Raw genomic sequence first — 23,148 nt, forward strand, 5'->3', positions numbered from 1 at the left:
TTTTATGTGGGAGAAATATCATTATATCGGCTGCTTTTTTGCTACGGAAGATTTTTATAAAAAAGTAAAAAAATATAGAAAAAATCCTTTGGAACAGCAGATTGAAATCCCGCATATTACGTTTTCCTATAAGCCGGACAAGGTAGAGGAGTCTCTTTTCGGAACAGCGGTCAGGGTATGGATTACCGGATATGGAAATGATGGGAGAAATGAAGGACTTAAGGTAAAATTGGAATGTGAAGATCCGGTGCTGCAGAAAATGTCAGAACAGATAAAAATTCCTCATATTACACTGGCAGTCAGTAAAGGGGAGAAAGCGGTTAATACATCCAGACTGAAATTTGAGCCGGTAGAACCGATGGAACTGGAGAGTTTTTTTGGTGGATGTACAGAAGAAAAAAGAGTAATTGGAAGAAAGAGACGATGAAGAAAAGTCTGTAAATAAGAGAAATTATAAGCACTCCCGGATGCTGTCAGACATCCGGGAGTGCTTATAATCAGTTAGATTCATAATCGGCTGGATTTAAGCCGATTATTTGATATCCAGTTCTATCGGTTCATCTAAGTGTTCGGATACATATTTCCCATTCTTTTTCCGCTGGCGGACACATTCGGTCAACAGATATTCAATCTGTCCATTGACGGAACGAAAATCATCTTCCGCCCAGGCTGCAATGGCATTATAAAGCTGGGCAGAGAGCCGAAGCGGAATCTGCTTTTTCTTATTATCCTTTTCAGCCATAAAAATTAATAAAGACTTCCTGAATTAATGATCGGCTGGGTGTCGTGGTTGCCGCAGAGAACAACGAGCAGATTGGATACCATTGCAGCTTTTCGTTCTTCATCCAGTTCTACTACACCCTTTTCATTTAACTGGTCTAAAGCCATTTCAACCATTCCGACAGCACCGTCAACGATCATCTTTCTTGCATCAATGATCGCAGATGCCTGTTGACGCTGAAGCATTACGGCAGCGATTTCCGGGGCATAAGCAAGGTAAGTGATGCGGGCTTCAATAATCTCAAGTCCTGCATCGGCTACTTTTTTCTGAATCTCATCACGGATTCTTGCTGCTACGATCTCGCTGGAGCCGCGAAGGCTTCCTTCGTCTGCCTTCCCGTCTCCGGTTGTATCGATATCAGGGGCTGTGTCATAAGGATAGATCCGTACGATATTGCGTAAAGCACCGTCGCACTGGAGAGAAAGATATTCCTTATAATTATCTACATTGAATACTGCTTTTGCAGTATCCACAACACGCCACGTAACAGCAATTCCGATCTCGATTGGATTACCAAGGCAGTCGTTGATCTTCTGTCGTGAATTATTCAGAGTCATGATCTTCAAAGAAATTTTCTTATTAGAAGATTCATCTGAAAGGGAAAGACTATTGCTGCCTAAGAGGCTTGCGATAGAAGTATCTTTTTTAGAGTGATTGTCTACATCACCGCTCTGGCTTAATTTTGTCTTTGCAGCAGGATTGACTCCGATAGAGAATGGATTTACAAAATAAAATCCTGAATCTTTCAGAGAGCCGATATACTTTCCAAAAAGAGTGAGGACAAGTGCTTCCTGTGGCTTTAATACTTTCAGTCCGGCAAAAGGAATCCATCCAAGAGCTAACCAGATAATGCTGAGAACCAGTCCGGTTATATTGAGTGGTGTGATGTCATTGCTCATAGAGACAGATGACAGGACACAGACTGCAACCGCTGCAAGATAAAGCAGAGAGGTAAGCAGCAGGACTGCCATACCATTTTTTTTGGTTGTTAAGATTTTTTCTTCCATAAAAACCCCTCCTTAATATAAAAAGAATTTATTTGATATCATTATGATATCATCTTACATGGAAAAGTCAATACCTTTTGATTAGCGAAACTAAAAAAGCTATGGAAAATGAAATTTTGAGAGGTTATCTCATTTTCATTTCCATAGCTTTTACGCGTATTATATTCTATTCATCCATAAAATAGAAGATCAGAATCATTTCAGGCTATTGCCAGATTCTTATAACTGAGGACCAGCAGCAACAAGTGCTTTACCAGCTTCATTTCCTTCGTATTTAGCGAAGTTCTTGATAAATCTCTCAGCAAGATCTTTTGCCTTAACATCCCACTCAGAAGCGTCAGCGTATGTGTCGCGAGGATCAAGGATTCCTGTATCAACACCCTCAAGCTCTGTAGGTACTTCAAAGTTGAAGTATGGGATTGTCTTTGTAGGAGCATTGTTGATAGCTCCGTTCAGGATTGCGTCGATGATTCCACGAGTATCTTTAATGGAGATACGCTTTCCTGTTCCGTTCCATCCTGTATTTACAAGGTAAGCCTTAGCTCCGCTCTTCTCCATCTTCTTAACAAGCTCTTCTGCATATTTTGTAGGATGCAGCTCAAGGAATGCCTGTCCGAAGCAAGCTGAGAATGTTGGTGTAGGCTCTGTGATTCCACGCTCTGTTCCGGCAAGTTTTGCTGTAAATCCAGACAGGAAGTAGTACTGAGTCTGATCTGCTGTCAGGATAGATACCGGAGGAAGTACTCCGAATGCGTCTGCTGACAGGAAGATCACGTTCTTAGCTGCCGGTGCAGAAGAAATCGGACGAACGATATTCTTAATATGGTTGATCGGGTAAGATACACGAGTATTCTCTGTTACGCTCTTGTCAGCGAAATCAATCTTTCCGTTCTCATCCAGTGTAACATTCTCAAGAAGAGCGTCACGAACGATTGCATTGTAGATATCCGGCTCAGATTCTTTGTCAAGGTTGATAACCTTAGCATAGCATCCACCTTCAAAGTTGAATACTCCGTTGTCATCCCAGCCATGCTCGTCATCACCGATGAGGAGTCTCTTAGGATCTGTGGAAAGTGTAGTCTTACCTGTTCCTGACAGACCAAAGAAGATTGCTGTATTTTCACCGTTCAGGTCTGTATTAGCTGAGCAGTGCATGGAAGCCATTCCCTTCAGTGGAAGGAAGTAGTTCATCATGGAGAACATACCTTTCTTCATTTCTCCGCCGTACCATGTATTTACGATAACCTGCTCTTTGCTTGTGATGTTGAACATTACGGCTGTCTCAGAGTTAAGTCCGAGTTCTTTGTAGTTCTCAACCTTTGCCTTGGAAGCATTGTAAACAACGAAATCTGGCTCGAAGTTCTCAAGCTCTTCTGCTGTAGGCTTGATGAACATATTTGTTACGAAGTGTGCCTGCCATGCAACTTCAACGATAAAACGGATTGCCATACGAGTATCTTTATTAGCTCCGCAGAATGCATCTACAACGAAAAGTCTCTTATTGGAGAGCTCTTTAATTGCAAGATCTTTTACAGCAGCCCATGCTTCCTGAGTAGCCGGGTGATTGTCATTTTTATATTCGTCAGATGTCCACCAAACTGTATCTTTGGAGTTCTCATCCATAACGATAAATTTATCTTTAGGGGAACGACCAGTGTATACACCTGTCATTACGTTCACTGCACCAAGTTCACTTTCCTGACCTTTTTCGTAGCCTTCCAGCTCAGGTTTCGTCTCTTCTTCAAATAACATCTCATAAGAAGGATTGTATACAACCTCTGTAGTTCCGGTAATGCCATACTTACTTAAATCAATTTTTGCCATCTTACATGTACCTCTTTCTTTATAGTAATATAGAACCTTTCTGCAAATGCAGATGTTACAATATCCTTTTCTAATTATACATATTATAGGGATAAAATCAACAAGAATCCTATAAAATTTTTAACAAAGAGAATGAAAAAAGTAGAAACAAATTCTAAAATTTTTCAAAAAAGTAAGGAGTCCTGTGAAAAAGAAACCTTGATTTTAAGTATATCGCAATTGTTTATTTTATGGTAGAATAGCGGAGGAATCCCAGGAAGGAGAGTTCTCCGGGAGAAAGTTACTTAAAATCAGAGATAGTATTTGCTGAAAAAAGAAAAATATGCTGGAAAAAATTTTAAATCAAAAATTAGAAGAAATAAAGCCACTGGATGTGGAAAGTATGAGGCAGGCGGAAGAACGCTGGAAGACGGTTGCAAAGCCACTGCACAGTCTGGGAAAGCTGGAAGAGGCAGTGATCCGAATGGCGGGTATCCGGGAAGATGCGGATTTTATAATGAAGAAAAAGGGTCTGGTGATCTTCTGTGCGGATAACGGAGTGGTGGCAGAAGGTGTGACGCAGACGGGGCAGGAAGTGACTGCGATTGTTGCGGATAACTTCACAAAAGGTGCAACGAGTGTGTGTATTATGGCAGAAAAAGCCGGTGTGGATGTCCTGCCGGTCGATATAGGAATGGCGGTCGATGTTGCTTCTCTGACCGATCCCTCCAAAAAGATCAGTTACGGGACAGAAAATATGGCTCACGGTCCGGCGATGACGCGGGAGCAGGCGATCAGAGCCATTCTGACCGGGATCGAGATCGCCGGCGAGAGAAAAGCAGAGGGGTATGATCTGCTGGCAACCGGTGAGATGGGAATCGGAAATACGACTACCAGCAGTGCAGTCGCTTCCGTATTGCTTGGAAAAAGGGCAGAGGAAGTAACAGGCAGAGGAGCAGGATTAAGTTCGGAAGGATTGCAAAGAAAAATCCGGGTGATCCGGCAGGCACTGGAAAAAAATCGCCCTGATCCCGGTGACGTGCTGGATGTAGTGGCAAAGGTCGGAGGATATGATATTGCCGGAATGTGCGGACTTTTTTTAGGTGGTGCGATCTATCGGATTCCGGTGCTGATTGATGGATTTATTTCCTCAGTTGCAGCACTCTGTGCAGTCAGGCTGGCACCACTTGCGGGGAAATATCTGTTTGCATCCCACTGTTCAAAAGAACCGGGAGGAAAGAGGGTGCTGGATGCCCTCGGAATGTCTGCCATGATCGTGTGTGACCTGTCACTGGGAGAGGGAAGCGGTGCGGTTGCAGCGGTTCCGCTTCTGGAAATGGGACTGGATGTATACCGGAAAATGAGTACCTTTGAAGAGATTCAGGTAGAACAGTATCAGGAGTTAAAATAGGAGTTAAGAAAATGTGGATCTTCAATTCACTGATCATTGCGATTGCAATGTATTCAAAAATTCCCATGCCACAGGCAGAGTGGAATGAAAAAAATATGAGATATGCGATGTGTTTTTTCCCGGTTGTGGGAGTGGTGATCGGAGCTGCAGAATTTGCGGCAGGGTATGCACTTCTTCATTGGCTGCATTGTAAACCATTGCTTTTTTCGGTGGCTATGACGCTGATCCCGGTGCTGATCACGGGCGGGATCCATCTTGACGGTTTTGCAGATACAGTGGATGCCATGAGTTCTTATGCAGAACGGGAAAGACGGCTTGAAATATTAAAAGATCCGCATACGGGAGCATTTGCCATTATTGGACTTTGCTGCTATTTCCTGGCAAATGTCGGAATATGGAGTGAAATAGGCGAGAAGAAATTACTGGTCGCCTGTTGTATTTTCGCATTTTCCAGAGCTATGAGCGGACTGGCAGTAGTCAGTTTCAAAGCTGCAAAGAACAGCGGATTGCTGCGGACATTTCAGGATGGAGCAGCAAAGCGGAGAGTCAGAGTGGTTATGATGCTGTGGGCAGTACTGACGGCTTTTATTCTGCTGAAAATTTCACCTGCAGCAGGGACTGCAGCGTTGGTGATGGGAATCGCAATCTATGTCTATTATTATTTATTCAGCAGAAAATATTTTGGTGGAACGACCGGAGATCTTGCAGGATATTTTCTGCAGCTTTGTGAGTTGGGGATGCTTGCGGGAATTATGCTTGCAGGATAAAAGATAAGGAGAAAAAATGGAACTTATATGGATCAGACATTTGCAGACACCGGGAAATGAAAAGCGACAATATATAGGAAGTACGGACGAACCATTGTCAGAGAAGACAGTAGAAGGTTTTTTGAAAAATCCTGCAGAATATTCTGAAGTGGAGCGGGTGATCTGTAGTCCGATGCTTCGCTGTATTCAGACAGCAGAATTGATGTTTCCAGGAACGGAACGAAAGACCGAGCCGAGGTTAAGAGAGTGTGATTTCGGGCAGTTTGAAGGAAAGACGTATGAAGAACTGAAGTCTGTACCGAAGTATATTGCATGGCTGAAATCGAATGGTACGATTCCATTTCCGGGTGGGGAAGAACAGAGCGTTTTCCGCAGAAGGAGCGTGGAAGGTGCGATTGAGCAGATCGAATGGCTGATTGAAAAAAAGGTACAGCGGGCGGCTTTTGTAGTACATGGAGGCACGATCATGGCAGTATTTGAACAACTTGCAGAAGAAAAGAAGAATTTTTATGACTGGCAGGTGGGTAACGGTAGTGGATATCGGGTGATAATTGACGAAAAAGAGTGGAAAACCGGTAATAAAAAGCTGCGGAAGGTGGAAAAGTTATGGGATTAGTTTCGCTGGGTGCGTGTGTAGCGGGATTTGTACTGGATTTTATTTTTGGTGATCCTGTCTGGCTGTATCATCCGGTACGGCTGATCGGAAAGTGGATCTCGTTTCTGGAGAAGCTGCTCCGAAGAAAGACAGGAGAAAAAAGACAGATTGCTGCAGGAGGAATCTTATGGATTCTGACGGTTGCAGTGGTATATAGTGTGACGGCAGGGATCTTGTGGATCGTACGGAAATGGGGTCCGGCAGCAGGATTCATACTGGAGACATTCTGGTGCTATCAGATTTTTGCAGCCAGATGTCTTGTCAGCGAAAGCGGAAAGGTTTATGAGCGGTTAAAAGAAAAAGATCTGCCAGGATCGAGAAAGGCAGTTTCGATGATCGTCGGAAGAGATACGGAAAATCTGAGCTTTGAAGGAGTGACGAAGGCGGCTGTAGAGACCGTTGCGGAAAATACTTCCGATGGAGTGACCGCACCGCTTCTGTATCTGCTTCTGGGAGGTGCACCACTGGGATTTTTATATAAGGCAGTGAACACGATGGATTCGATGTTGGGGTATAAAAATGAAACGTATCTTTATTTTGGAAGAATCCCTGCGAAAATGGATGATCTTTTCAATTATATTCCGGCAAGACTGACGGCATGGTTTATGGTACTGGCGTCTTTTCTGACCGGGCTGAATGGAAAGAATGCGTGGAAGATCTACAGAAGAGACTGCCGAAAGCATGCGAGTCCTAATTCGGCACAGTCAGAAGCGGTCTGTGCCGGGGCATTGGATGTGCAACTGGCAGGAGATGCGGTATATTTTGGCAAGATCCACAAAAAGGAATTTATCGGAGATCCACTCCGCAAGATCGAGGCGGAAGACATTCCAAGAGCAGGAAGGCTGATGTATGTGACGACGGTTCTGATGCTGCTTGTATTTGGCGGAATCAAATTACTGATCTGTTTGCTGTAGTTGGATGAATACCTGACGAGGAACAGCGTAGAATTTCATGCCCATTCAGGCTATCGGCTTGTGGGAGAATTTTATGACTGTGGTTATAAGTTCGGAAGATGGTATAATATGGTGTGGATGGAAAAGAGGATCAATACGGATCAGAAAGTACTTCCGGTAAAATGGTTCGGGGAATACCGGGAAGAACTGGAACGGTTACTGGAGCAGCAGAGAGAAGAGCAGGAGTAAGAGATGCAGTACGCACATGGCGGAGATATTTATACATATAAAAATTTACTGGATTTTTCCATTAATGTAAATCCATTAGGACCTGCAGATGCAGTTGTTGAAGCGGCAGCCCGGTCGTTGCAGAGGATCGGAGAGTATCCCGACAGCCAGAGCAGGGAATTAAGAAATGCACTGGCAGAAAAAAAGGGACTGGCAGCAGAACAGTTTGTGATCGGAAATGGAGCAGCAGATCTTTTATTTTCACTGGTACTGGCAGAAAAACCTCAAAAAGCAATGATCGTGATACCGGCATTTTCAGAATATGAGCAGGCTTTAAAGACGGTAGGATGTGAAATCCTGTATCATGAAGTAAAAAAAGAAAATAATTTTCGTCTGGGAACGGATCTGACAGAAAAAATCACATCAGAACTGGATTTCTTATTTTTATGCTCTCCGTCGAATCCGGCGGGACAGGCAGTGGAAAAGGAGTTTCTTATTAAAATAGCTGAAAAGTGTGAAAAAGAGCGGGTCAGACTGGTGCTGGATGAATGTTTTGTGCAGTTCCTGACTTCAGGGGAAGAGGCATCCATGCAGTTGGAGACCGGCAGGTTCAGGTATCTGTTCGTATTGCAGGCTTTTACAAAAATCTATGCAGTTCCGGGAATCCGTCTTGGGTACGGGATCAGTTCTGATAAAGCATTGCTGGAACGGATGGAGACGGTACGTCAGCCGTGGAGCGTATCAACTCCGGCACAGGCTGCGGGACTTTCAGCATTGAAGGAAGACCACAGAGAAGAGCAGACACGGCAACTGGTAAAGTCAGAGCGGGAAAGAATGGAAAAAGAACTGGAAAATCTGAGAATAGAGTACATTCCGTCGGAGGCGAACTTTCTTCTTTTTAACAGTGAGATCAACTGGTTTGAAGAGTTGAAGAAGCGGGGGATCCTGATCCGGGACTGTGCAAATTACCGGGGACTCGGGAATGGCTGGTACAGGCTGGCTGTCCGGCTGCCGGAAGAAAATGACCGGTTACTGGAATGTATGAAGCAGGTGTTGAACGAGAGGAGCTGAAAAGATGGCGAAATGTATTATGATCCAGGGAACAATGTCAAATGTGGGAAAAAGTGCCATAGCAGCAGGACTTTGCAGAGTATTTAAGCAGGATGGATACAAAGTTGCACCCTTCAAATCGCAGAATATGGCATTAAATTCTTTTATTACCCAGAATGGTCTTGAGATGGGGCGGGCTCAGGTAATGCAGGCAGAAGCAGCAGGGATTGAACCGGAAGTGAGTATGAATCCGATCCTGTTAAAGCCTACCAATGATACAGGTTCGCAGGTTATCATCAACGGAAAACCAATCGGGGTGATGTCTGCAGTAGAATATTACCGTCATAAGCGGGATTATATTCCTTATATTTTAGAGGCATATCGGGAACTGGAAAAAAAGTATGATGTGATTGTGATCGAAGGTGCAGGAAGTCCGGCAGAGATCAACCTGAAAAAGGATGATATCGTCAATATGGGAATGGCAGAACTGGTGGATGCACCTGTACTGCTGGTGGGAGATATTGACCGGGGAGGTGTCTTTGCCCAGATTGCAGGAACCGTTATGCTGTTGGAAGAAAGGGAACGGAAGAGAATCGCAGGAACTGTGATCAATAAGTTCCGGGGAGATGTATCCATTTTAGAGCCGGGACTGAAAATGCTGGAAGACAGAACGGATATCCCGGTTCTTGGTGTTGTGCCGTATTTTTATCTGGATCTCGACGAGGAAGACAGCCTGACGGAAAGATTCCATAAAAAGGAAAAGCCGGGACTTGTGGATATTGCGGTGATCCGGTTTCCAAGGATCTCAAATTTTACGGATCTTGCACCGCTGGAGGCAATCAAAGAAGTTTCAGTCCGGTATATTTCATCTCCGGCAGATTTCGGACAGCCGGATCTGGTTATCCTTCCGGGCAGTAAAAATACGATCAGTGATCTGCTGTGGATGCGTCAGAATGGTCTGGAGGCGAAAATTCTTCGCTACAGTGGAAATGGAGGGGCGGTTTTCGGTATTTGCGGAGGCTATCAGATGCTCGGCAGGGAAATACAGGATCCGGACGGAATCGAGGAAAAAGGCACAGTACAGGGATTGGGGTTACTTCCGGTCTGCACTGTATTTGGACAGGAAAAGAGAAGAACGAGAGTAGAAGGAAAATTCCGGGATATGGGCGGTATTCTGAAAGAACTGCAAGGAATCCGGTTTAATGGATACGAAATCCATATGGGAAGATCAGAAGTGGATACAAAATCAGACAGGCTGGTTTCAATGAGGGAAGAAGGAAACGAAGAACCACAGAGATATCATGAGGATGGGGCCCAGAACGGAAATGTCTATGGCTGTTATGTACATGGTATTTTTGATGAAAAACTGGTGTCAGAAGGAATTGTTTCTGCTATACTGAAGCAGAAAGGTTACGATACCCTGCAGATTGAGGGAAAAGACTGGAATAGCTATAAAGAAGAGCAATATGATCAACTGGCCGATATACTCAGAGAAAGTCTGGATATGAAGGCAATTTACAAAATGATGGAATAACAGGAGGAGTTGCAGATATGGGAAGACAGATTAAATATGGACATCTTTTACATGGCGGAGACTACAACCCGGAGCAGTGGCTGGACCGCCCGGATATATTGAAAAAGGACATTGAGTATTTTAAAGAGGCAAAGATCAATACGGTATCTGTAGGAATGTTCTCCTGGGCGATGCTGGAGCCGGAAGAGGGAAATTATCAGTTTGACTGGCTCGAAAAAGTGATTGATTCACTTTACGCAGAGGGAATTTCTACAATTTTGTCCACACCGTCCGGTGCAAGACCGAAATGGCTTTCTGATAAGTACCCGGAAGTACTGCGTGTGAATGAAAAGAGGGAGAAGAATCTGTTCGGTGGAAGACATAATCACTGTTATACCTCACCGGTATACAGAGAAAAAGTGGCAGAGATCGACCGCAGGCTGGGAGAAAAGTTCGGAAAGCATCCGGGTGTGATTCTGTGGCATATCTCCAATGAATTTGGTGGAGAATGTCATTGTCCGCTTTGTCAGGAGAAGTTCCGGGAGTGGCTGGAAAAGAAATATGGTATGATTGAGAATCTGAACAGCCGGTGGTGTACGACATTCTGGAGTCACCGGTATCAGAGCTTTTCTCAGATCGAAAGTCCTTCTTCACTGGGAGAAAATGAGCTTCACGCATTAAAGCTGGACTGGAAGAGGTTTGTGACGGAACAGACAGTCGATTTCATGAAGGCGGAAATAGCAGCTCTCAGGGAGACTGGAACGGAAATCCCGGTGACGACGAATCTGATGTATGATTATGACGGACTGGATTATAAAAAGTTCAGGGAAGATGTAGATATTATATCCTGGGATAATTATCCGGGATGGCATAAAAAAGAAGAGTGGCTGACGGCAACAGATGCAGGAATGCAGCATGATCTGATGAGAAGTATCAGAAAAGCTCCGTTCCTGATGATGGAATCCTGCCCATCTGCAACGAACTGGAAGCCGATCAATAAGCTGAAGAAACCGGGAATGCTTCTGGCAGCGTCTCTGCAGGCAATCGCCCATGGTTCAGACAGTGTCTTGTATTTTCAACTGCGTCAGAGCCAGGGAGCATCTGAAAAGTTTCATGGTGCAGTGATCGATCATTACGGTGGAAATGATACCCGTGTCTTCAGGGAAGTGACAGAAGTGGGAGAGGCACTTGAAAAGCTTCAGGAAGTGACAGGCAGTGTGACGTGTGCAAAGGCAGCGGTTTTATATGACCGTGAGAATGACTGGGCATTAAAGGATGCACAGGGACCAAGAAACGAGGATATGCATTATCAGGAGTGCGTTCTGAAGCAGTACAGAGCTTTGCGGGCAGAAGGACTGGATGTGGACGTGATCTCCATGGAGCATGCACTTTCTGATTATAAGATCCTGGCAGTGCCGATGGCGTATCTGTTCAGTGAGAAATACGAAGAACGTCTCAGAGAGTATGTGGCACAGGGAGGAACTCTGGTATTGACCTACTGGTCAGGTCTTGTGGATGAGACGGATAAATGTTTCCTTGGAGGTACACCTTATGGACTGATGGATGTGACGGGAGTCCGCAGTACAGAGATCGATGCTTTATTTGACTGGGAATCAAACCATGGAATACCGGAGCATGGAAACCGCCTGGGATTGCAGAAAGTTTATGAGTGTAAAAATCTCTGCGAACTGTCGGAAGTTTCTGATGCAGAAGTCCTGATGCGTTATGCAGACGATTTTTATGCGGGATCACCGCTTGTGACACATAAAGCGTATGGTGAGGGACATGCCTATTATGTAGGGGCAGATATGGAGCAGGCATTTTATGACGATTTATTTAAAGGCGTAGCAGAAGAAGCCGGTGTAAAAAGTCTGGCAGAGGCTGTTCCGGAGGGTGTATCTGTCAATGTACGTCAGTCGGAAAATGCAGAGTATCTGTTTATTCAGAATTTCAGCCGCAAAGAAGTGGTTGTTCCGGTGACAGGTGAATATCAGGAGATTTATGGAACAGGCAGTGAGGTCCTTGCACCGCTTCAGACAAGGGTACTGAAATTTGAGAGAAAGTGATCCTGCTGGAAAAGCAGAAGGAGAATCGGAATCTGAGGGGAGAATATATACAGAGACAGATCAGGGGAGAATAAAAATGAAAGAACAGCACAGTGAGTCAGAAAACAGAACAGAACTTTATGAGGATGTGCTTCTTGGGAAAAAATTATGGACAAGGCTGTATAGAAAGCTTTTCTGGAATGGAGTAAGTAAAAAGCAGATTGTAAAAGCCATGCTGAAGTATATTCCGGAGGATTTTAAGGGGAGACTGCTGGATGTACCGGCAGGAACAGGACTTTTTACTTACCGGAAATACTCATGGATGAGAGATGCGAGGATCATCTGTTATGACGAAGACGAGGAAATGCTTGACCTGGCAAAAAAGCGTTTTGCAAGAGACGGATTGGATCATGTTACCGTAAAGAAGGGGAATTGTGCGAAGCTGCCGTTTCGTAATGAAAGTTTTGATGCCGTACTGAGTATTGACCGGCTGAATGCGGTGGAAGATAAGAGAGAAGCCCTGTCGGAAATGACCCGCGTATTAAAGAAAAACGGAAGGCTGATCGGATGCTTCTACATCGAGGGAAGATCCGGGAAGACGGACCGTTTTGTAAAATGGTTTCTGATGAAAAAGGGGTGGTTCAAAGGACCTTTTGAAACCCAAACTTCTTTGCAGTTGAGACTGTCCCAGGATTATCAGGTGACGCATTTCCATCTGCGAGGATCGGTCGTATATTTTTGTGCAGTAAAGCGGGAAAAGCTACTTGGCGGGGAACAGAATAAAAAAAGCAGAGGTGAAAAGCAGAATGTGTACAGCAGCAACTTATAAGACGAAGGATTTTTATTTTGGAAGAACACTCGATTATGAATTTTCTTATGGAGATGAAGTGACGGTGACTCCGAGAAATTATAAGATCCCGTTCCGGTATATGGGAGAAATGGAATCCCATTATGCCATGATAGGAATGGCTTATGTGGCAGAAGATTATCCGCTGTATTATGATGCAGTCAATGAAAAGGGTGTCGGCATGGCGGGACTCAACTTTGTCGGAAATGCGGTCTATCAGGAGGTAGATGAGGCAGAAGACGGAAAAGAAAATGTCTGCCAGTATGAATTGATTCCATGGATACTGAGCCAGTGTGCTTCGGTCAGAGAAGTCAGAGAACTGTTAAGCCGGATGAATCTGGTCGGGACACCGTTCAGTGAACAGCTTCCGGCAGCACAACTTCACTGGATCATCGCAGATGAGAAAGAAGCTATCACGGTAGAACCGATGAAGGACGGGCTGAAAGTGCATGAAAATCCGGTGGGTGTGCTGACGAACAATCCACCTTTTGAACAGCAGATGTTTCAGTTGAATAATTACATGCATCTGTCACCGAGACAGCCGGAAAATCATTTTTCAGAGAAGCTGAATCTGACAGCATACAGCCGGGGAATGGGAGCAATGGGACTTCCGGGAGATTTGTCATCGGCATCCCGTTTTGCGAAAGTTGCATTTACAAAAATGAATGCAAAATCAGGAGATTCAGAACTGGAAAGCATCAGCCAGTTTTTCCATATTTTAGGTTCGGTGGATCAGCAGAGAGGCTGCTGTGAAGTGGCAGACGGAAAGTATGAGATTACCTTGTATACTTCCTGCTGTAATGCATCGAAGGGAATCTACTATTATACAACCTATGAGAATCATCAGATCACTGCTGTGGATCTGTACCGGGAGGAACTTGACGGAACAAAACTTTTCAGATATCCGCTGATCACGGGGGAACAGATCCGCTGGCAGAATTAATATAGAAGAACAGAGAACGAAAAAAAGAAGACGAAAAGAAGTAAAAGAGAAGACAGAAAAAGAGAAGACAGAAAAAGATAGCAAGAGGACAACAGGATGGATTTTTCAAGACTTGAGAAGAGTATTATGGATGTGATAAAGGAGGAGCAGGCAAAGCTTGGCTACAGAAAGGAAAAGATACGGCTTTATTATCCGCTCAGTTCCCTGAACCATTTCTTTCAGGTAGAGGGAGATGTGACCGGGATGCTGGAAAAGCTGAACTGGTTTTCGGAGTATACAAAGCAGAGACTGGGACAGGTGGAAGTGACCAATGAGGGAGAGCGGTTCTGCTTTCATATCCCGGAAGAGGGCGTGGAGTATGTGCATGAGCAGATGAAAGAAAATGAGTTTATCAAAGAGCTGATCGGACTGTTGCAGAAGCATGACTGTACGATGGAGGAAATCTTTGATCTGTTCCGTTCCCATTCGGAAAAGGTGGAGATCCATGAGATGGACAACGGAGAATTTGACTACAGAGTCAGCTTTGCAGATGATCCGGAAGATTCCTATATTTACTGCTTTAAAGATGAAGGCTGTCATATCATCTATCATCGTTTCCTGCCGGAAGATTATGCAGATTTTGCATTTTAAAATGGATCAGGCAGTTTGGAAAAATAAAATGGAATCAGGAGAACAGGACGAAATCAGGAGGAACGGATGAAATTAACGATTCTTGGAACGGGAAATGCCACAGTCACGGAGTGCTATAATACGTGTTTTGTCATCAGTAATAAGGAAAACCATTTTATGATTGATGGTGGAGGCGGAAATATGATCCTGCATCAGTTGAAGTCTGCCGGGTTTGACTGGAAAGAGATGAGGGATATTTTTGTTACCCATAAGCATATCGATCATCTGTTGGGAATTATATGGATGATGCGGATGATCCTTCAGAATATGAACCGGGGAACTTATGATGGCGAGGCGACAATCTACGGACATGAAGAGGTGATCGCAATTCTTGAGAAGATCGCCGGAGAAGTTTTGTCTGAAAAAGAGACGAAAAATTTAGGAAAAAGGCTTCATATGGTTGTGGTAGAGGATGGAGAAGAAAGAGAGATCATAGGGAAACCGGTGACATTTTTTGATATCCATTCCACAAAAGCGAAGCAGTTTGGATTTTCCATGGAACTTGAACCGGGGAAAAAGCTGACCTGCTGCGGTGATGAACCGTATAATGAAGCGGAAAAGGTGTATGCACAGAACAGTCAGTGGCTTCTGCATGAAGCATTCTGTCTGTTTGGTGAGGCAGATCAGTTTAAACCATACGAAAAGCATCATTCCACGGTGAAGGATGCATGCGAGCTGGGAGAAAGACTGAATGTAGAGAATTTGATCCTTTATCATACCGAGGATAAAAATATTCTGAAAAGACAGGAAATGTATCTGGCAGAAGGCAGGAAATTTTATCATGGAAATCTGTATGTGCCAGAAGATCTGGATGTGATAGAGTTATGATGGAAGTCGTGACAGGGGGCAGCGGCAGTGGAAAATCTGCCTATGCAGAACAGAAGATCTGCGGATTGCAGCAGGGGACAGGCAGGCTTTACTATATTGCGACCATGTATCCCTATGGAAGTGAAACGGAACGCAAGATTGAGAGACACCGCTGGATGCGGGGCGGAAAAGGATTCAGGACACTGGAATGGTATACCGGTCTGTCAGAGTGCATAGAAAAGGAATTTTCCGGACAGGAAGGAGCAGAAAGACTAAGTGAAAGTGCGATCCTGCTGGAATGTATGTCCAATCTGGTGGCGAATGAACTCTATATGGAGCAGGGGGCGGGAAAGGATACTGTCCGCTCTGTGACCGAAGGAATCAGGCAGTTGAAGGAGCAGAGCAGAAACCTGGTCATTGTTACAAATGAGGTTTTTTCAGAATCCGTTCCTGATTCCGTGGAAATGAAAAACTATAAGAAGGTTCTTGGTGAGATTAACCGGAATCTTGCCGGGATGGCAGATCAGGTGACAGAGGTTGTCTATGGGATTCCATGTATCTGGAAGAAAGATGCCGACTGTACACCGGGAAGACTGGTGGAATCTGCTGTGGATCATCATAAGGAAAATACTATGAAAAATTATGAAAAAACCGGAAAGGATCCGGAAAGGAAGAACGTTCATCTGATTATTGGCGGGGCATTCCAGGGAAAATTGCAGTACGCGGAAACGTTATATTCAAAGATCTGCTGGTATGATGGAGCAGAATGTCAGCCAGAGCAGCTTGAAAAGGAGCTGACGGAAATTGACGGGATTGTCCATTTTGAGCTGTTAGTCCGCCGGTGGATGGAAGATGGGCGTGAGACGGAGGAACTGACCGGACTGCTGATGAACAGAAGAAAAGGGCTGGTTGTTCTGATCAGCGATGAGATCGGATATGGATTAGTCCCTGTGGATGCATTTGAGCGGAAATACAGAGAGGCTCATGGAAGGCTTATGACAGACCTTGCGGCACAGGCACAGCGGGTAGACCGTGTAGTCTGCGGGATCGGAACAAGACTCCGGTAGAGAAAGAAACGCAGGCAGGAATATGTCTGAAAAAAGACTACTAACGCAGGCGATAAGAAGTGGGAAGAAGGAAAAAGGTGATTCGGAAAATGAAAATGTTGACGGAAATTGAAAAAGTCCTGCCATCAGAAATTGAGAAACGCAGTTTTGAGATCATTACGGAAGAACTGGGAGATAAGAAACTTGTTCCCGGGACAGAACTGATCGTAAAACGCTGCATTCATACCAGTGCGGATTTTGATTATGCGGAGAACCTGGTTTTTTCTGAGGGGGCAGTAGAGCATGCGATGGATGCAATCCGAAGAGGAACACCGATCGTGACAGATACGCAGATGGGAAAGGCCGGGATCAATAAAAGAAAACTTGCAGAGTTTGGCAGTGAAGTGTACTGCTTTATGTCGGATGAAGATGTAGCGGCAGCAGCAAAGGCAAATGGTACGACCAGGGCGGCAGCAAGTATGGACAAGGCAGCGGCACTTGGCCGGGATGTGATCTTTGCGGTCGGAAATGCACCGACAGCACTGGTTCGTCTGTATGAGCTTATAAAAGAGGGAAAGATCCGGCCAGAACTGATCATTGCAGTACCGGTAGGATTTGTGAATGTAGTTCAGTCGAAAGAACTGATCCTGAGCCTGAAAGAGACTCCGTCGATCGTTGCACGAGGAAGAAAAGGTGGCAGCAATATCGCGGCATGTATCTGCAATGCCCTGCTTTATCAGATGTAGAGGGTGACAAGTGCAGAGCAGGAACAGATAGAAAGCAGATCTGCTGAAAAAATCTGAAAACAGAAAATAAAAGTTTTGAATGATATTATAGAAAATATTTATAACAAATTACCGGTCGGACAAAGGCTTGTGGACACTGTGTAAGACATTGAGATACCGAATGGTATCAGCCAATGCAGTAGTGGTTGAAGCAAGAATCCCCCCTGCTTTAGCTGTGGGGAGTGTCAAGCAGTCCGGTAAGGACAAATTCACGGAAATGATGTGCTGCGGGTGAAAGTTCATGTCTGCGGCTTGTAACCATATAGATATCTCTCTGGCACTCAGGATAAGAAATCTGCAGGATACGGACATTCAGTCTGAGCAGAAGCTCCATATAGGGAACGAGGGCGATCCCGAATCCATGTGCAACAAGTCCGGCAATCACCTGATCCTCGTCAGTTTCATATACGATTTCCGGTTTTTGACCGATCTGCTCGAAAAGAAGATCGGTCACATAGCGGAGACCGGCACTCTGATCAAAATAAATATAAGGGTATGCAAGTGTTTCACTCAATGGAATCCGGTACTGGTCTGCCAGAGGATGTCCGTCCGGTACGATCAGGACGAGATCCTGTTTCATAACCGGTGTATAATGAAAATCGTTGCTTTCAGGCGGTTCTGATGAAAAGACAATATCATATTCTCCGGCATTCAGACTTTCAAGCAAAGCACCTGTAGAGCCGGTATGGAAACGGAACGTTGTTTCCTTGTCCGGGTTCTGCTTCAGATAACGGGAGGCAAGATCCGGGATATAATCTGTTCCCAGTGTCCGTAGAAATCCAAGACGGATCTTCCCCGCACCGGCAGCTTTACGCTTCAGGTTGGCGATCCCTTTATCGAGGATCGCAAGGGATTCAGAAGCACATCCGGCGAGATCTCTCCCACAATCGGTGAGGCTGATCGTGCGTCCATCCTTTTCAAATAATTTTACTCCCAGTTCATTTTCAAGCTGGGAAATGGCATAGCTCAGACTGGGCTGGGTGATGTTTAATTGGCGTGCGGCTTTGGTGTACTGCCTTTTTTCCGCCAGTTCAAGAAAATATCTTAGCTGATATAAGTTCATAAGCTTCTCCGTTCAGATGATTCTTCGTAATAAATGCTGTTAAAATTTTAACTCCAAAAATAGAAAATGTCTATAGAATTATAGAAGATTATTATTTGTAAAATAAAAAAGCATGTGATAGATTTACCGACGGTAAAATAAGCGAATAAAAAGGAGCGTATAAAAATGATATCAGCAGATAAGACGATATCCACAAATAAACTGATCACTACAGATCGAATGGCAGGAAAAGAAAAAAATTCCGGAAGAAACAAACTGACCGATGGAAAAGCAGAACGTGTGAAGGCAACTGCAACAGAGGCACTTCCGGTAGTCAGAGGAGAGCTGGCACTTTTAATTGTACTGGTGATCAACAGTCTTGGAGTTGTTCTGATGTTGTATTCAGGATCGGGGATTTCGGCAATTTCCAGTGTGCCGTATGCATTTTCAGAAGTTTTTTCCAAAGTTTCACTGGGAGTCTGGACAGACATTTTTCAGACAATTCTGGTCTTGAGCCTGATGATCCTCAGAAAGAAATTTGTGCCGCAGTATCTGCTGAGCTTTATTGTAGGGGCAGGATTCGGAACCGAGATCGATATCCATGAAACCTGGGTTCATACCCTGCCTGTGACACTGCCGCTCCGGTTTGTATACTTTTTTGCAGGATACCTGCTGATCAGTACAGGAATTGCCCTTTCCAACCGTTGTAAAATGCCGATCATCCCAACGGATCTTTTCCCGAGGGAACTGGCAGATATCACGAAGGCAGCGTACTCAAGGATCAAGATCAGTTATGATGTGATCTGTCTGTCCGTGACAGCATTGCTGACGTTTGTATGCCTGGGACAGATCAGAGGACTTGGAATCGGAACAGTGCTTGCGGCATTTACAATGGGAAAAGTAATTGGTAAAATAGGGGAAGGAATGGATAAAAAAGTGAGATTTGTATCGATTTTTTCAAAATAAAGAGGGAGTACGAAAGTGAATTTATGAGCAGGGAGAAACGATTGAAAGAGAGTAATTATACCCATGTGATCCACCCGTTTCCGGCACTCTATGATGCTGATTCAAAAATTCTGATCCTTGGCAGTCTTCCATCCGTAAAATCCCGCGAACAGAACTTCTTTTACGGACATCCGCAGAACAGGTTCTGGAAGATGTTGGCAGCGGTCCTGGGAGAGAAGATTCCTGAGACCATCGAAGAAAAGAAGGAACTTCTGCATCGGAATCACATTGCCCTGTGGGATACGATCTACAGTTGCGACATCATCGGTTCAAGCGACAGCAGTATTAAAAATGTAGTACCGACAGATCTGAACCGGATTCTGGAAGAGTCAGAGGTGGAAAGAATCTTCTGTAATGGGAAAGCCTCGGGAAATTATTATAAGAAATATCAGGAGAGCAGAACCGGTATCGAAGCGACAGTTCTTCCGTCGACCAGCCCGGCAAATGCAGCTTTTTCATTGGAAAAGCTGATTGAAATATGGAAATGTATCTTGTGAGAAAGAGCGAATGGTGGTATGATGGTTCTGTTCGGTCAGAAAAGACCGAGTGAAAAAGGAAGACAGAAGGGAACAAAAGAAAGTGACCTATAAAGAAGCAAGGGTATATTTGGACGAGATGTCGAAATACGGAAGTGTACTTGGCTTGGATACAATTCGAGGTCTGTTGCGTGAACTGGGGAATCCTCAGGAGAGTCTGAAGTTCATACATATTGCAGGAACGAATGGCAAGGGATCTGTGCTTGCATACACTTCAACGATTTTAAGTGAAGCAGGATACAGGATCGGGCGGTATGTTTCACCAACGGTAATCTCCTATCTGGAGCGGATTCAGATGAACGGCAGATGGATCTCGGAAGAAGAGTTTGCAGAACTGACAGAGAAAGTGAAAGAAGCTATTGCCCGGCTGAAAGCTGCGGGGGAGAATCTCCCGACAGTTTTTGAGACAGAGACGGCAATAGCTTTTTTGTATTTCAGGAAAATGAACTGTGACTTTGTTGTATTGGAGACAGGACTCGGTGGAGAACTGGATGCGACCAATATCGTGAAAAATACGGTCTGTGCTGTATTTGCAACGATCAGCAGAGATCACCTGGGGGTGATCGGCAATACGTTGGAAGAGATTGCACAGACGAAGGCCGGAATTATAAAAAATGGCTGTGCAGTCGTTTCGGCACAGCAGAAAGAAACTGTAAGTGAGATTCTGAAGAAGCGGGCAGAGGCATCTGACTGTAGCTACAGAGAGGCAGATCTGAGCCGGTTTCTTGTAGAAAAAGAAGACTATCATGGAATCCGGTTTTCTTATAAAGAATATAAGAATCTGAGAGGAAGTCTGGCAGGAGAATGTCAGATCGCAAATCTTGCAACGGCACTGGAAGTGATCCGTACGCTGAATGCACTGGGAATTTCCGTACCGGAGACGGCGGTGAGAAAAGGACTGGAAGAAACGAGATGGCCGGGCAGATTTACGTTTTTAATGGAGCATCCGGTTTTTCTGGTTGACGGGGCACATAATGAAGATGCCGCACAGAAACTTCGGATGTCCATGGAACGCTATTTTCCGGGAAGACGGCTGATCCTTATTCTAGGAGTATTTAAGGACAAGGAATATGAAAAGATCGCATCGATTCTTTGCCCGCTGGCACAGCAGGTTTATACAGTTGATCTTCCGAATGTGGAGCGTACACTGCCGGCAGAAAAGCTTGCAGAGTGTGCAAAAAAATACTGTCGGCAGACAGCGGCGGCAGGAAGAATAGAGGATGCCGTGGAAAAAGCGATGAAAGCAGCAGAAAGAGCAGGACAGAGGACGGCAGACAGTGAAGCTTCAGCAGCAGACGGAGAGCCGGTGATCCTGGCATGTGGTTCATTATCTTATCTTGGAGATGTGATCCGGCTGGTTGAAAAAAGTTACGGAACCCGGACGAGAGGTACAGGAAAGGAAGAAAAATGATAGATCATGAAAAGATAGAGCAGGCGGTAAGACTGCTGTTGGAAGGAATCGGGGAAGATGTGAACCGGGAAGGTCTGCTGGAGACACCGGATCGGATCGCAAGGATGTATGAAGAGATTTATGGCGGAATGGAAGAAGATGCGGGGATTCATCTGTCGAAGACATTTACAGTAGAAAGCAGGGAAATGGTCATCGAAAAGGATATCACTTTTTATTCTACCTGCGAACATCATCTGCTCCCGTTTTATGGAAAAGCTCATATTGCGTATATTCCGGATGGAAAGGTAGTGGGACTGAGCAAGCTGGCAAGAACGGTAGAAGTATTCGCAAGAAGACTTCAGTTGCAGGAACAACTGACCGGACAGATTGCAGATGCACTGATGGAATATATGCAGCCGAAAGGTGCATTGGTTATGATCGAGGCGGAGCATATGTGTATGACGATGCGGGGAATCAAAAAACCAGGAAGTCAGACGGTGACGCTGGCACGGAGAGGTGTTTTTGAGACAGATCCGTCGCTGGAAGAACGATTCTTCCGTATGCTGGGACGATAAAGGTGGCAGAATGAAGCAGATCAGGACAGAAAGGACCGGGATGGAACGGATCAGAATGGATCGTGTCAATGCAATTTTAAAGCATAAGACTTACAGAAAGTATTACGATCAGATTGAAAAAATTGAAAAGGACAGGATTTTCTGCCGCCATCAGATGCCTCATCTGCTGGATGTGGCGAGGATCGCTTATATCACGAATCTGGAGCGGAATCTGGGGTATGACAGGGAAGTGATCTATGCGGCTGCGATCCTGCATGATATAGGAAAATCCTTTCAGTATGAAGAGCGGATTCCGCATGAGATTGCCGGGGAAAAAGTAGCTTCAGAGATTTTGGATACCCTTCCGGAGGGACTGGCATTTTCTGCGGAAGAAAGACGCTTGATCCTGGCTGCAGTCCGGGAACACCGGAAAAAAAAAGACGGGGCAGAGCCGATCGCTGCACTTTTTTATGACAGTGACAAGCGTTCCCGTACCTGTTTTTCCTGCCCGGCAGAAAAAGAGTGCAACTGGAAGGATGAAGAGAAGAACAAGGAGATAATCATATGATCATAGGCAACAGAGAGTTTGATACAGAAAAGAATACATATATTATGGGAATCCTGAATGTGACACCGGATTCTTTTTCCGACGGTGGAAAATACAACGGAATGGAACAGGCACTGAGGCATGCACAGAAGATGATCGCAGAAGGTGCGGATCTGATCGATGTGGGTGGAGAATCGACCCGTCCGGGACATGTGCAGATTTCAGATGAAGAAGAAATCGCAAGGGTGACTCCGGTGATTGAAGCTTTGAAAAAGGAGTTTGATATTCCGATTTCGATCGACACATATAAAAGCCATGTGGCAGAAGCGGCACTTCAGGCGGGAGCAGACCTTGTAAATGATATCTGGGGCTTAAAATATGATGAAAAAATGGCAGAGGTCATTGCAAAATATCATGCTGCCTGCTGTCTGATGCACAACCGTGAAAAGGCCGAGTATGAAGAGTTTCAAAAAGATTTTATAGAAGATATGAAAGAATGTGTCCGTCTTGCAAAGGAGGCCGGAATCGCAGATGAAAAGATCATTTTAGATCCGGGTGTCGGATTTGGGAAGACGTATGAGATGAACCTGGAGATCATTGCACATCTTGAAATCCTTCAGGAACTGGGATATCCGGTTCTTCTTGGTACTTCAAGAAAGTCGGTGATCGGTCTGACGCTGGATCTTCCGGTAGATCAGAGAGAAGAGGGAACGATGGTGACAACAGTTTATGGTGTGCAGAAGGGCAGTGCGTTTGTACGGGTTCATGATGTGGAAAAGAATCTGCGTGCGATCAAAATGACGAAAGCTCTGATGAGGATGTAA

24 protein-coding genes and 1 pseudogene are annotated in these 23,148 nt (G+C 44.9%); 21 read left to right on the forward strand and 4 right to left on the reverse strand.

Annotated elements, in window-relative coordinates:
• The first annotated feature begins 4 nt into the window (after window positions 1-4).
• Window positions 5-427 carry a hypothetical protein gene (locus NQ541_RS03680; RefSeq protein WP_005610539.1) on the forward strand — a complete coding sequence of 141 codons (423 nt, stop codon included), beginning with the start codon at window positions 5-7 and terminating at the stop codon, window positions 425-427.
• Window positions 428-532: 105 nt separating this feature from the next.
• Here the strand turns inward: NQ541_RS03680 and NQ541_RS03685 are convergent, their stop codons facing one another.
• The 3 genes from NQ541_RS03685 to pckA form a co-directional block, all read right to left on the reverse strand.
• Window positions 533-742 (reverse strand): type II toxin-antitoxin system antitoxin, encoded by a 210-nt coding sequence (locus tag NQ541_RS03685; protein ID WP_005610540.1) that lies wholly within the window; start codon window positions 740-742, stop codon window positions 533-535.
• A 5-nt stretch (window positions 743-747) separates the two neighbouring features.
• Window positions 748-1,788 (reverse strand): SPFH domain-containing protein, encoded by a 1,041-nt coding sequence (locus tag NQ541_RS03690; RefSeq protein WP_005610541.1) that lies wholly within the window; start codon window positions 1,786-1,788, stop codon window positions 748-750.
• Window positions 1,789-2,007: 219 nt separating this feature from the next.
• Complete coding sequence (gene pckA / locus NQ541_RS03695) at window positions 2,008-3,612, reverse strand: phosphoenolpyruvate carboxykinase (ATP) (RefSeq protein ID WP_005610542.1); 1,605 nt, start codon at window positions 3,610-3,612, stop codon at window positions 2,008-2,010.
• Between the two features lie 322 nt (window positions 3,613-3,934).
• Between pckA and cobT the strand changes: the two genes are divergently transcribed.
• The 14 genes and pseudogenes from cobT to NQ541_RS03765 all read left to right on the forward strand — a co-directional run bounded on the left by cobT (window position 3,935) and on the right by NQ541_RS03765 (window position 17,211).
• Window positions 3,935-5,002 (forward strand): nicotinate-nucleotide--dimethylbenzimidazole phosphoribosyltransferase, encoded by a 1,068-nt coding sequence (cobT, locus tag NQ541_RS03700; RefSeq protein WP_005610543.1) that lies wholly within the window; start codon window positions 3,935-3,937, stop codon window positions 5,000-5,002.
• Window positions 5,003-5,013: 11 nt separating this feature from the next.
• Complete coding sequence (cobS, locus tag NQ541_RS03705; protein WP_005610544.1) at window positions 5,014-5,769, forward strand: adenosylcobinamide-GDP ribazoletransferase; 756 nt, start codon at window positions 5,014-5,016, stop codon at window positions 5,767-5,769.
• A 16-nt stretch (window positions 5,770-5,785) separates the two neighbouring features.
• On the forward strand, window positions 5,786-6,385 hold the full coding sequence (locus NQ541_RS03710; protein ID WP_005610545.1) for a histidine phosphatase family protein: 600 nt from the start codon (window positions 5,786-5,788) through the stop codon (window positions 6,383-6,385).
• The gene (cbiB, locus tag NQ541_RS03715; RefSeq protein WP_005610546.1) at window positions 6,376-7,338 is read left to right on the forward strand and encodes an adenosylcobinamide-phosphate synthase CbiB; all 963 of its coding nucleotides are present in this window, start codon (window positions 6,376-6,378) and stop codon (window positions 7,336-7,338) included. Before NQ541_RS03710 ends, cbiB begins: the two co-directional genes overlap by 10 nt.
• A 3-nt stretch (window positions 7,339-7,341) precedes the next feature.
• A pseudogene (locus NQ541_RS03720) lies at window positions 7,342-7,566 on the forward strand (N-acetyltransferase family protein); the annotation flags it as partial.
• A gap of 3 nt (window positions 7,567-7,569) precedes the next feature.
• Window positions 7,570-8,616 (forward strand): pyridoxal phosphate-dependent aminotransferase, encoded by a 1,047-nt coding sequence (locus NQ541_RS03725; protein ID WP_023922156.1) that lies wholly within the window; start codon window positions 7,570-7,572, stop codon window positions 8,614-8,616.
• Window positions 8,617-8,620: 4 nt separating this feature from the next.
• A complete protein-coding gene (locus tag NQ541_RS03730; RefSeq protein WP_005610550.1) occupies window positions 8,621-10,129 on the forward strand; it encodes a cobyric acid synthase in 1,509 nt (502 codons plus the stop codon).
• Between the two features lie 17 nt (window positions 10,130-10,146).
• On the forward strand, window positions 10,147-12,174 hold the full coding sequence (locus tag NQ541_RS03735; protein ID WP_005610551.1) for a beta-galactosidase: 2,028 nt from the start codon (window positions 10,147-10,149) through the stop codon (window positions 12,172-12,174).
• Between the two features lie 76 nt (window positions 12,175-12,250).
• Entirely contained in the window at window positions 12,251-12,982 is a 732-nt protein-coding gene (locus NQ541_RS03740; RefSeq protein WP_023922160.1) for a class I SAM-dependent methyltransferase, read from the forward strand.
• On the forward strand, window positions 12,960-13,943 hold the full coding sequence (bsh, locus tag NQ541_RS03745; RefSeq protein WP_005610553.1) for a choloylglycine hydrolase: 984 nt from the start codon (window positions 12,960-12,962) through the stop codon (window positions 13,941-13,943). The genes NQ541_RS03740 and bsh overlap by 23 nt, the downstream gene beginning before the upstream one ends.
• A 96-nt stretch (window positions 13,944-14,039) precedes the next feature.
• Window positions 14,040-14,573, forward strand: a complete 534-nt coding sequence (locus NQ541_RS03750; RefSeq protein WP_005610554.1) for a DUF3877 family protein — start codon at window positions 14,040-14,042, stop codon at window positions 14,571-14,573.
• 66 nt (window positions 14,574-14,639) lie between these two features.
• Window positions 14,640-15,440, forward strand: coding sequence for an MBL fold metallo-hydrolase (locus NQ541_RS03755; protein WP_005610555.1), 801 nt, complete (start codon window positions 14,640-14,642; stop codon window positions 15,438-15,440).
• Window positions 15,437-16,486, forward strand: coding sequence for a bifunctional adenosylcobinamide kinase/adenosylcobinamide-phosphate guanylyltransferase (locus NQ541_RS03760; RefSeq protein WP_005610556.1), 1,050 nt, complete (start codon window positions 15,437-15,439; stop codon window positions 16,484-16,486). The genes NQ541_RS03755 and NQ541_RS03760 overlap by 4 nt, the downstream gene beginning before the upstream one ends.
• Window positions 16,487-16,581: 95 nt before the next feature.
• Window positions 16,582-17,211: a precorrin-8X methylmutase gene (locus NQ541_RS03765; RefSeq protein ID WP_023922168.1), complete on the forward strand. Its 630-nt coding sequence runs from the start codon at window positions 16,582-16,584 to the stop codon at window positions 17,209-17,211.
• Window positions 17,212-17,419: 208 nt separating this feature from the next.
• Here the strand turns inward: NQ541_RS03765 and NQ541_RS03770 are convergent, their stop codons facing one another.
• Window positions 17,420-18,313, reverse strand: coding sequence for a LysR family transcriptional regulator (locus tag NQ541_RS03770; RefSeq protein WP_005610558.1), 894 nt, complete (start codon window positions 18,311-18,313; stop codon window positions 17,420-17,422).
• Between the two features lie 165 nt (window positions 18,314-18,478).
• Here NQ541_RS03770 and NQ541_RS03775 point away from each other — a divergent pair, with 165 nt between their 5' ends.
• The 6 genes from NQ541_RS03775 to folP all read left to right on the forward strand — a co-directional run bounded on the left by NQ541_RS03775 (window position 18,479) and on the right by folP (window position 23,148).
• The gene (locus NQ541_RS03775) at window positions 18,479-19,258 is read left to right on the forward strand and encodes a DUF6198 family protein (protein WP_005610559.1); all 780 of its coding nucleotides are present in this window, start codon (window positions 18,479-18,481) and stop codon (window positions 19,256-19,258) included.
• A gap of 23 nt (window positions 19,259-19,281) precedes the next feature.
• On the forward strand, window positions 19,282-19,794 hold the full coding sequence (locus NQ541_RS03780; protein WP_005610560.1) for a DNA-deoxyinosine glycosylase: 513 nt from the start codon (window positions 19,282-19,284) through the stop codon (window positions 19,792-19,794).
• An 82-nt stretch (window positions 19,795-19,876) separates the two neighbouring features.
• Window positions 19,877-21,244: a bifunctional folylpolyglutamate synthase/dihydrofolate synthase gene (locus tag NQ541_RS03785; RefSeq protein WP_023922176.1), complete on the forward strand. Its 1,368-nt coding sequence runs from the start codon at window positions 19,877-19,879 to the stop codon at window positions 21,242-21,244.
• Window positions 21,241-21,798 carry a GTP cyclohydrolase I FolE gene (gene folE, locus NQ541_RS03790; RefSeq protein ID WP_005610562.1) on the forward strand — a complete coding sequence of 186 codons (558 nt, stop codon included), beginning with the start codon at window positions 21,241-21,243 and terminating at the stop codon, window positions 21,796-21,798. The genes NQ541_RS03785 and folE overlap by 4 nt, the downstream gene beginning before the upstream one ends.
• 55 nt (window positions 21,799-21,853) lie before the next feature.
• Entirely contained in the window at window positions 21,854-22,345 is a 492-nt protein-coding gene (locus tag NQ541_RS03795; protein WP_081442941.1) for an HD domain-containing protein, read from the forward strand.
• Window positions 22,342-23,148, forward strand: coding sequence for a dihydropteroate synthase (gene folP, locus NQ541_RS03800; RefSeq protein ID WP_005610566.1), 807 nt, complete (start codon window positions 22,342-22,344; stop codon window positions 23,146-23,148). The genes NQ541_RS03795 and folP overlap by 4 nt, the downstream gene beginning before the upstream one ends.

Origin of the sequence: [Ruminococcus] lactaris ATCC 29176, assembly GCF_025152405.1 — a bacterium.
GTDB lineage: Bacteria > Bacillota > Clostridia > Lachnospirales > Lachnospiraceae > Mediterraneibacter > Mediterraneibacter lactaris.